1 protein-coding gene is annotated in these 336 nt (G+C 61.3%); it reads left to right on the forward strand.

Going from position 1 to position 336, the window contains the following annotated elements:
• Window positions 1-46: 46 nt before the first annotated feature.
• On the forward strand, window positions 47-336 hold a 290-nt coding region (locus tag HW932_RS21585), incomplete at its 3' end, for a helix-turn-helix domain-containing protein (protein WP_176978495.1).

Raw genomic sequence — 336 nt, forward strand, 5'->3', positions numbered from 1 at the left:
AAGAACCGGGCACTGTTGGATGATGTGAAACAGGCGGTCGAGGCCCATGCTGATCGCCCACAAGATTGAACTGCGCCCAACCCCGGAGCAAGCCGCCTACCTCAATCAGGCGTGCGGTGCACGGCGGCACTGTTACAACCAGCTGCTCGCGCACTTCAGTCAGCCCGGCGTGAAGTGGTCCAAGGCGGCGGCCTATCAGCACTACATCAGTAAGCGCGCCGGTCGCTTCTACGTCTCGATCCTGGTCGACACCGAAGACTACAACCCACAGGCGCCGGATCAGCCGTCGGTCGGCGTGGACTTCGGGATCAAGGATCTGGCGACCTTGAGTAGGAT

This window comes from Allochromatium humboldtianum, from assembly GCF_013385175.1.
Classification (GTDB): Bacteria; Pseudomonadota; Gammaproteobacteria; order Chromatiales; family Chromatiaceae; genus Thermochromatium; species Thermochromatium humboldtianum.